8 protein-coding genes are annotated in these 6,212 nt (G+C 66.2%); 4 read left to right on the top strand and 4 right to left on the bottom strand.

Annotated elements, in window-relative coordinates; translation table 11 throughout:
- Together CQ039_RS16835 and CQ039_RS07690 are read left to right on the top strand one after the other, a co-directional pair.
- On the top strand, nucleotides 1–224 hold a 224-nt coding region (locus CQ039_RS16835; protein WP_233192721.1), incomplete at its 5' end, for a hypothetical protein.
- Nucleotides 225–246: 22 nt separating this feature from the next.
- Nucleotides 247–1,566, top strand: a complete 1,320-nt coding sequence (locus tag CQ039_RS07690; RefSeq protein WP_105562566.1) for a UDP-glucose/GDP-mannose dehydrogenase family protein — start codon at nucleotides 247–249, stop codon at nucleotides 1,564–1,566.
- A gap of 74 nt (nucleotides 1,567–1,640) precedes the next feature.
- On the opposite strand, the gene CQ039_RS07685 is transcribed toward CQ039_RS07690, so the two are convergent.
- Entirely contained in the window at nucleotides 1,641–2,315 is a 675-nt protein-coding gene (locus CQ039_RS07685; protein ID WP_105562567.1) for an OmpA family protein, read from the bottom strand.
- A 203-nt stretch (nucleotides 2,316–2,518) separates the two neighbouring features.
- Between CQ039_RS07685 and CQ039_RS07680 the strand changes: the two genes are divergently transcribed.
- Together CQ039_RS07680 and CQ039_RS07675 are read left to right on the top strand one after the other, a co-directional pair.
- Complete coding sequence (locus CQ039_RS07680) at nucleotides 2,519–2,938, top strand: Hsp20 family protein (protein ID WP_105562568.1); 420 nt, start codon at nucleotides 2,519–2,521, stop codon at nucleotides 2,936–2,938.
- Nucleotides 2,939–2,998: 60 nt separating this feature from the next.
- Nucleotides 2,999–3,253: a DUF1150 family protein gene (locus CQ039_RS07675; protein ID WP_105562569.1), complete on the top strand. Its 255-nt coding sequence runs from the start codon at nucleotides 2,999–3,001 to the stop codon at nucleotides 3,251–3,253.
- A gap of 75 nt (nucleotides 3,254–3,328) precedes the next feature.
- Here CQ039_RS07675 and CQ039_RS07670 read toward each other — a convergent pair whose 3' ends face one another.
- The 3 genes from CQ039_RS07670 to rpoN all read right to left on the bottom strand — a co-directional run bounded on the left by CQ039_RS07670 (nucleotide 3,329) and on the right by rpoN (nucleotide 6,109).
- On the bottom strand, nucleotides 3,329–3,793 hold the full coding sequence (locus tag CQ039_RS07670) for a PTS sugar transporter subunit IIA (RefSeq protein WP_105562570.1): 465 nt from the start codon (nucleotides 3,791–3,793) through the stop codon (nucleotides 3,329–3,331).
- A gap of 77 nt (nucleotides 3,794–3,870) precedes the next feature.
- Complete coding sequence (gene hpf / locus CQ039_RS07665; protein ID WP_105562571.1) at nucleotides 3,871–4,518, bottom strand: ribosome hibernation-promoting factor, HPF/YfiA family; 648 nt, start codon at nucleotides 4,516–4,518, stop codon at nucleotides 3,871–3,873.
- A gap of 76 nt (nucleotides 4,519–4,594) precedes the next feature.
- Nucleotides 4,595–6,109, bottom strand: a complete 1,515-nt coding sequence (gene rpoN, locus CQ039_RS07660) for an RNA polymerase factor sigma-54 (protein WP_105562572.1) — start codon at nucleotides 6,107–6,109, stop codon at nucleotides 4,595–4,597.
- Nucleotides 6,110–6,212 lie beyond the last annotated feature (103 nt).

The raw sequence follows: 6,212 nt of genomic DNA, 5'->3' as shown, positions 1-6,212 counted from the left end.
CCTGGCCAAGGCCACTGCTGACGGCGTGCGCGAGCCGCTCAACCGTCGCGCCACCATCGACATCAACTTCTAAGACTCAAAGGGACCGGTTCGCGCCGGTCCCGATGATCTTGAAGGTCGATAAGATCAAGGGCGGTCGATCCATTCGGGTCGGCCGCCCTTTTTCTTTGCCTGCAAATGGTCGTCGGCTGGAAAAAGACCTGCTCCAAGGCTATTTCGACTGAACTGTATTGAGAGGATGACCGCATGCGCGTCGCAATGATCGGCACCGGCTATGTCGGGCTTGTTTCCGGGGCCTGTTTCGCCGACTTCGGCCATGTCGTGACCTGCGTCGACAAGGATGCGGGCAAGATCGATCAATTGAACGCTGGACGGATGCCGATCTATGAGCCGGGGCTCGAAGATCTGGTCGCCGCCAACGTCCGCGACGGCCGTCTGTCCTTCGCTCTCGACGGCGCGGCAGCCATTCGCGAGGCTGATGCGGTCTTCATCGCCGTGGGCACCCCTTCGCGGCGCGGCGATGGTCACGCGGATCTCTCCTACGTCTATGCCGCGGCTGAAGAGATCGCCGACCTGATCCAGGGCTTCACGGTCATCGTCACCAAGTCGACGGTTCCCGTCGGCACGGGCGACGAGATCGAGCGCATCATCCGCGCCCGTCGCCCCGACGCGGACTTCGCCGTGGTCTCCAATCCCGAGTTCCTGCGCGAAGGCGCCGCCATCGGCGACTTCAAGCGCCCCGACCGGGTCGTGGTCGGCATCGAGGACGAGCGCGCCCGCCCGATCATGGCGGAGTTGTATCGCCCGCTGAACCTTAACGAGACGCCGATTCTGTTCACCGGCCGCCGCACCTCGGAACTGACCAAGTATGCCGCCAACGCCTTCCTGGCGCTGAAGATCACCTTCATCAATGAGGTCGCGGACCTGTGTGAAAGCCTCGGCGCTGATGTGCAGCAGGTGGCGCGCGGCATTGGTCTGGATAACCGCATCGGCTCCAAATTCCTGCACGCCGGGCCGGGCTACGGCGGCTCGTGCTTCCCGAAGGACACCCTGGCCCTGGTGCGTACGGCCACCGACGCCGGGGCGCCGCTGCGCCTGATCGAGACGACGGTCGAGGTCAATGACACGCGCAAGAAGGCCATGGCCGATCGCGTCGTCGCCGCCTTGGGCGGAACGGACCTGAAGGGCAAGACCGTCGCCCTGCTGGGCCTCACCTTCAAGCCGAACACCGACGACATGCGCGACGCTCCGTCGCTGGACGTCGCGCCGGCCCTGATCGCCAAGGGGGCGACGGTTCAAGCCTTTGATCCCGAGGGCATGCACGAGGCGGCCAAGTTGCTGGACGGCGTGATCTTCCGCGATGGTCCCTATGATGCGGTCGAGGGCGCCGACGTCGTCGTCATCCTGACCGAGTGGGACCAGTTCCGGGCCTTGGATCTGGATCGGGTCAAGTTGCTGCTCAAGCAGCCGGTCATGGTCGATCTGCGCAACGTCTATCGCCCTGAAGACATGAAGGCGCGCGGTTTCCGCTACAGCTCGATCGGTCGGCCGGAGAGTACTCGCTAGGCTTTTAGTTCAACAAAAAAGGGCGGCGCTCGCGAGCGCCGCCCTTTGTCGTTTCAACGGCTATAGCCGCTGGATCAGCCCGTGAACGGACGGATCAGGATCTCGACGCGGCGGTTCTTGGCCTTGCCGTCGACCGTGGTGTTGTCGGCGATCGGGTTACGCGCGCTGTTGCCGGCGACATAGAGGCGCTCGCGGATCACGCCGTGGTCCATCAGGTAGGAGGCGACCGACGAAGCGCGGCGCTCCGACAGGGGTTGGTTGATCGCGTCGCCGCCCGAGGAATCGGTGTGGCCGATGACGTCGACCATCGAACGATCATACTCGTTCAGCACGCGGGCCACGTCGTCCAGCACCGGCAGGAAGCGGCTGTCGAGGCTCGACTGGTTGGTGGCGAAGGTCACGTCGGACGGCATGCGCAGCACCAGGGTGTCGCCCTGACGGGCCACGCCGACGCCGGTGCCGGACAACTCGGCTTCGAGGGCGCGCTGTTGACGGTCCATGTACTGACCGACGCCTGCGCCCGCCAGGGCGCCGATGCCCGCGCCGATCAGTGCGTTCTTGCGGCCCTGTTCGCCGTTCGAGGTGTTGGTCAGGTAACCCAGCAGGGCGCCGCCCAGGGCGCCGGCGATCGCGCCCGTGCCGGTGTTGTTGCGATTGGGGGTCGAGCTGTAGGGATCGGTCGTGGTGCAGGCGGCTGCGCCGAGCATGGCGGCGATGCTGACGCTGGCGACGAGGAGCTTGGCGCGCATGGGATGTCCTTTTGAAGTAGAGGTCAGGCCGAAAAACGTGGCCCTACAGTGAAGGTTCCAACCTGTATGTCACGTGAACAGCGGCGAGGCCTAGCCGCACGGTTGACCATGCCGCCGCCCATAACCATTTGTTGCAAACGGCCGCACGCCCTTGCCGCTGCAGGGGGGGCGTGGACGGTCGGGTCGCTTGTTTGCGAGGACCGATGACCACACGCACCATCCTGTTCGACAGCCCCTTCCTGCTGGGCTTCGACCATACCCGCGCCCTGATCGATCGTGCGGCCAAGGCGGCGGCCGAGAGCTATCCCCCCTATAATGTCGAACAGGTCGGCGAGGCGGCGGTGCGCATCAGCCTGGCTGTGGCAGGGTTCGCGCCCGAGGAGTTGGCCATCACCCTGGAAGGCCGCCAGTTGACGATTGCGGGCAAGCGCGACGACGCCGGCAAGGGCGAGCAGGCTTTCCTGCATCGCGGCATCGCGGCGCGCGGCTTCGTCCGCAGCTTCGTCCTGGCCGACGGGCTCGAGGTGGCTGAGGCCAGGCTGGAGCATGGCCTGCTGCACGTCGATCTGGTCCGACCCGAGCAGGAGCGCCAGATCCGACGCATTCCCATCACGACGGGCTGAAATCAGCCGTCGAACCGTCCGGCGGGCCGGGCGTTCAGTCAAGCGTAAGGAGGCGGTCTTATGACGCCGATGATGAACAAGACGGAATTTGCAGGCCTGGGCGCGCCTGACCTGGTTTACGTGCGCGCCATCCGCGCTTCGGACCTGATGGAAGACGCCCATGTCGAGGTCGGCCCCGGCGTCGATCTCGATCCCGACCAGGTTCTCTACGCCGTTCACGGCGCCGACGGCGAACGCCTGGCGGTCATGCTGGACCGCGAGACGGCCTTCGCCGCCGCGGCCGCGCATGAGTTGGAGCCCGTATCCGTCCACTAGTTTGGGCGCTATCGGCCCTTCGGCCTCGTTGAGCGCAGTAGGCGATGACGGCCGGCAAGCGCGAGCCGACAAGGGTCAGGCGGCGGCGACAGGCACGTCCTTGACGAAGAGGGCGCGCACGGCGTCGATGGTGCGCGCCTGACGCAGATGCTCGCGCAGTTCCGGCGAACGCATGGCGCGCGAGACCGCCGCCAGGGCCCGCAGGTGCTCGGCGCCGGCGTTCAGCGGCGCGAACAGGGCGAACAGCAGGTCCACGGGCCGGTCGTCCAGAGACTCATAGGCCACCGGCGTCTCCAGCCGTACGAAGACGGCGCAGACGCGGTCCAGGCCCTTGATGCGGGCGTGCGGAACGGCGACGCCCGAACCGAGGCCCGTCGAGCCCAGGGCTTCACGCTCCAGCAGGGCTTCCAGCGCCCGATCCTCATCTATGCCCAGGGCCACGGATGCGGCCTCGGCCACGGTGTGCAGCGCCTGACGCTTGGATGACACGCCGCCCCGCAGGACGATCCCGCCCGACGACAGCAAATCAGCGATGTCCATAATGACCCCGAAAACTCGAACCCGACATTGCGGAAGGGCGAGGCGTCTTTAGCGCCTTCACCCTCCGCGTGGAAGCCTTACGACCCCGAGCCGTTTTTTGCTTTGAGCGTCCGCTCCGGATCGATCCAGCCGACATTGCCGTCTGGCCGCCGATAGACGACCGACAGACCCCCGTGCGCTGCGTTGCGGAACATGACGATCGGATAGCCGGTCATGTCGAGTTCCAGCACGGCGCGACCGACGGTGATGGTGCGGATCTCCGATTCGGTTTCAGCGATGACCATGCCGACGGGCGGCGGTTCATCGGGCGCCCCGGCGTCGCCGAAGGCGTCGTCCTCGACCGTGTCGGGGTTGCGGAAGACGGTCAGGGCGGCGACCTCGCGGGCCGCGTTCTCGGTCTTCTCGGGCGACAGGCCCTTGGGACCGATATGGTGATCTTTCAGGCGACGCTTGTAGCGGCGCACGCGCTTCTCGAGCTTGTCCAGGCTGTCCGAAAAGCCGGCATGGGCGTCGCCGCCGAAACCCGTGGTCACCAGGCTCTGGCCGGAGGCCAGGCGAACCCAGCAATCGACGCGGAAGCCGTGGCGGTCCTTGGACACCACGACCTCGGCGTTTTCGCCGCCGCGGGCGAAATACTTGCCGACTCCCTCTTCGAGTTCCTGGGAGATGCGCGAGCTTAGCGCTTCGCCGACATCCACTTGCTTGCCGCTGACTTGGATCTGCATAGGCATAGAACGCGACGGGAAGGGTTTGGTGTCAACGCCGATCACCGATTTGTGGTGACGCTTCGCCGCAGCGTGATCAGCCAGCCTTCATCAACCGCCGACGCTGGACAGATGACGGAATTCTAAGGGCTTCTCGGTATTTCGCCACGGTACGCCGGGCGATGTCGATGCCGGTTTCATTGAGGATTTCGACGATCCGGTCATCGCTGAGGACATCGCCGTCGGCAGCTTCCCCGTCGATCATGGTCTTGATCCTGTGACGGACGGCTTCGGCCGAGTGAAGCGCCCCGCCGTCGGACGACTGGATGGCGGCGGTGAAGAAGAATTTCAGCTCGAAAACGCCGCGCGGGGTCGAGACATACTTGTTCGAGGTGACGCGGCTGACCGTTGATTCGTGCATGCCGATGGCGTCGGCCACGGTCTTCAGGTTCAGCGGGCGCAGGAACTCGACGCCGAAGGCCAGGAAGGCGTCCTGCTGGCGCACGATTTCGGAGCCGACCTTGAGGATGGTCTTGGCGCGCTGATCCAGGGATTTGACCAGCCAACTGGCCTGGGCCGCGCAATCGGCGACGAAGGCCTTTTCGGTTTCGGAGCGGGCGCCCGCTGAAACCACGCCGTGGTAGCGCTTGTCCATCAGCAGGCGGGGCAGGGTGTCGCTGTTCAGTTCAACCCGCCAGCCGCCGGCGGGGTCGGGGCGGACGTGGACGTCGGGCACGACCGTCTGGGCCGGCTCGCCGCCAAAGCCGGCGCCGGGGCGCGGCGTCAGGCCCTTCAGCTCAGCGATCATCTCGGCCAGGTCCTCGGCATCGACGCCGCAGACCTTGCGCAGGGCCGCCAGGTCGCGCCGCGCCAGCAGTTCCAGGTTGTCCAGCAAGGCTTCCATCGCCGGATCGAAGCGGTTGCGCTCGATCAGCTGTAGTTTCAGGCACTCGGGCGCCGAACGGGCCATGACGCCGGTCGGCTCGAAGCCGTGGCAGACGGTCAGGACCGCCTCGATCCGTTCCAGGTCTACGCCCAGGCGATCAGCGATCTCCTGCAATTCGCCGCGCAGATAGCCGCCCTCGTCGGTCGCGTCGATCAGGGTCAAGGCGATGGCGTGGTCGGCGGGCGTGAAGCCGGCGGCCGAGGCCTGGGCCTGCAGATGCTCCCACAGAGTCAGGTCACGCGTGTCAGGCCGCTCCATGCCCTCGTTGTCCATGCCGCCGCCGCTACCGGCGCGGGACCAGTCGGACAGGCCGGGCTGTTCGCCCGCTTCGCCCGCGTCGCGCTTGCGGTCTGCGTCACGTTCGCCGGGGGCGTCGTCGTAGAGATCCTCGGTGCGCGCATCCATGGCCTGTTCGGCCTCGCCCGAGGGCTCGGTGAACTGCAACTCGCTGGCTTCGCTGGAGGCGGCGGCCTCGACGGGCTCGTTGCTGGCCTCGCCGCCGGTTTCACCCTCGTCGCGTTGCAGCAGGGGGTTCCGTTCCAACTCGCCCTCGATGAAGGCTTCCAGCTCGAGATTCGACAGTTGCAGCAGCTTGATCGCCTGCTGCAGTTGGGGCGTGATGACCAGCCCCTGTCCCTGTCTGACCTCCAGCCTCTGACCGATCACGGCGCTCTAGTCCCTCCCCCGGACGCACTTGGCCCGGTTCTTGCTGGGATCGTGCGGCAGAGACCTTAACGTCTGGCGAACGGATGGTTCGGCGGGCGAGGGG

This window comes from Brevundimonas sp. MYb52 (genome assembly GCF_002979535.1).
In the GTDB taxonomy this organism is placed as follows: Bacteria; Pseudomonadota; Alphaproteobacteria; order Caulobacterales; family Caulobacteraceae; genus Brevundimonas.
This window is presented reverse-complemented; position numbering and strand designations above follow the sequence as displayed.

Coding starts and splice junctions, on each gene's coding strand:
- CQ039_RS07670 (WP_105562570.1), bottom strand. CDS start 3,793: ATGGACATCGCTGATTTGCTGTCGTCGGGCGGGATCGTCCTGCGGGGC.
- CQ039_RS07680 (WP_105562568.1), top strand. CDS start 2,519: ATGACCACACGCACCATCCTGTTCGACAGCCCCTTCCTGCTGGGCTTC.
- CQ039_RS07675 (WP_105562569.1), top strand. CDS start 2,999: ATGACGCCGATGATGAACAAGACGGAATTTGCAGGCCTGGGCGCGCCT.
- CQ039_RS07685 (WP_105562567.1), bottom strand. CDS start 2,315: ATGCGCGCCAAGCTCCTCGTCGCCAGCGTCAGCATCGCCGCCATGCTC.
- CQ039_RS07690 (WP_105562566.1), top strand. CDS start 247: ATGCGCGTCGCAATGATCGGCACCGGCTATGTCGGGCTTGTTTCCGGG.
- hpf (WP_105562571.1), bottom strand. CDS start 4,518: ATGCAGATCCAAGTCAGCGGCAAGCAAGTGGATGTCGGCGAAGCGCTA.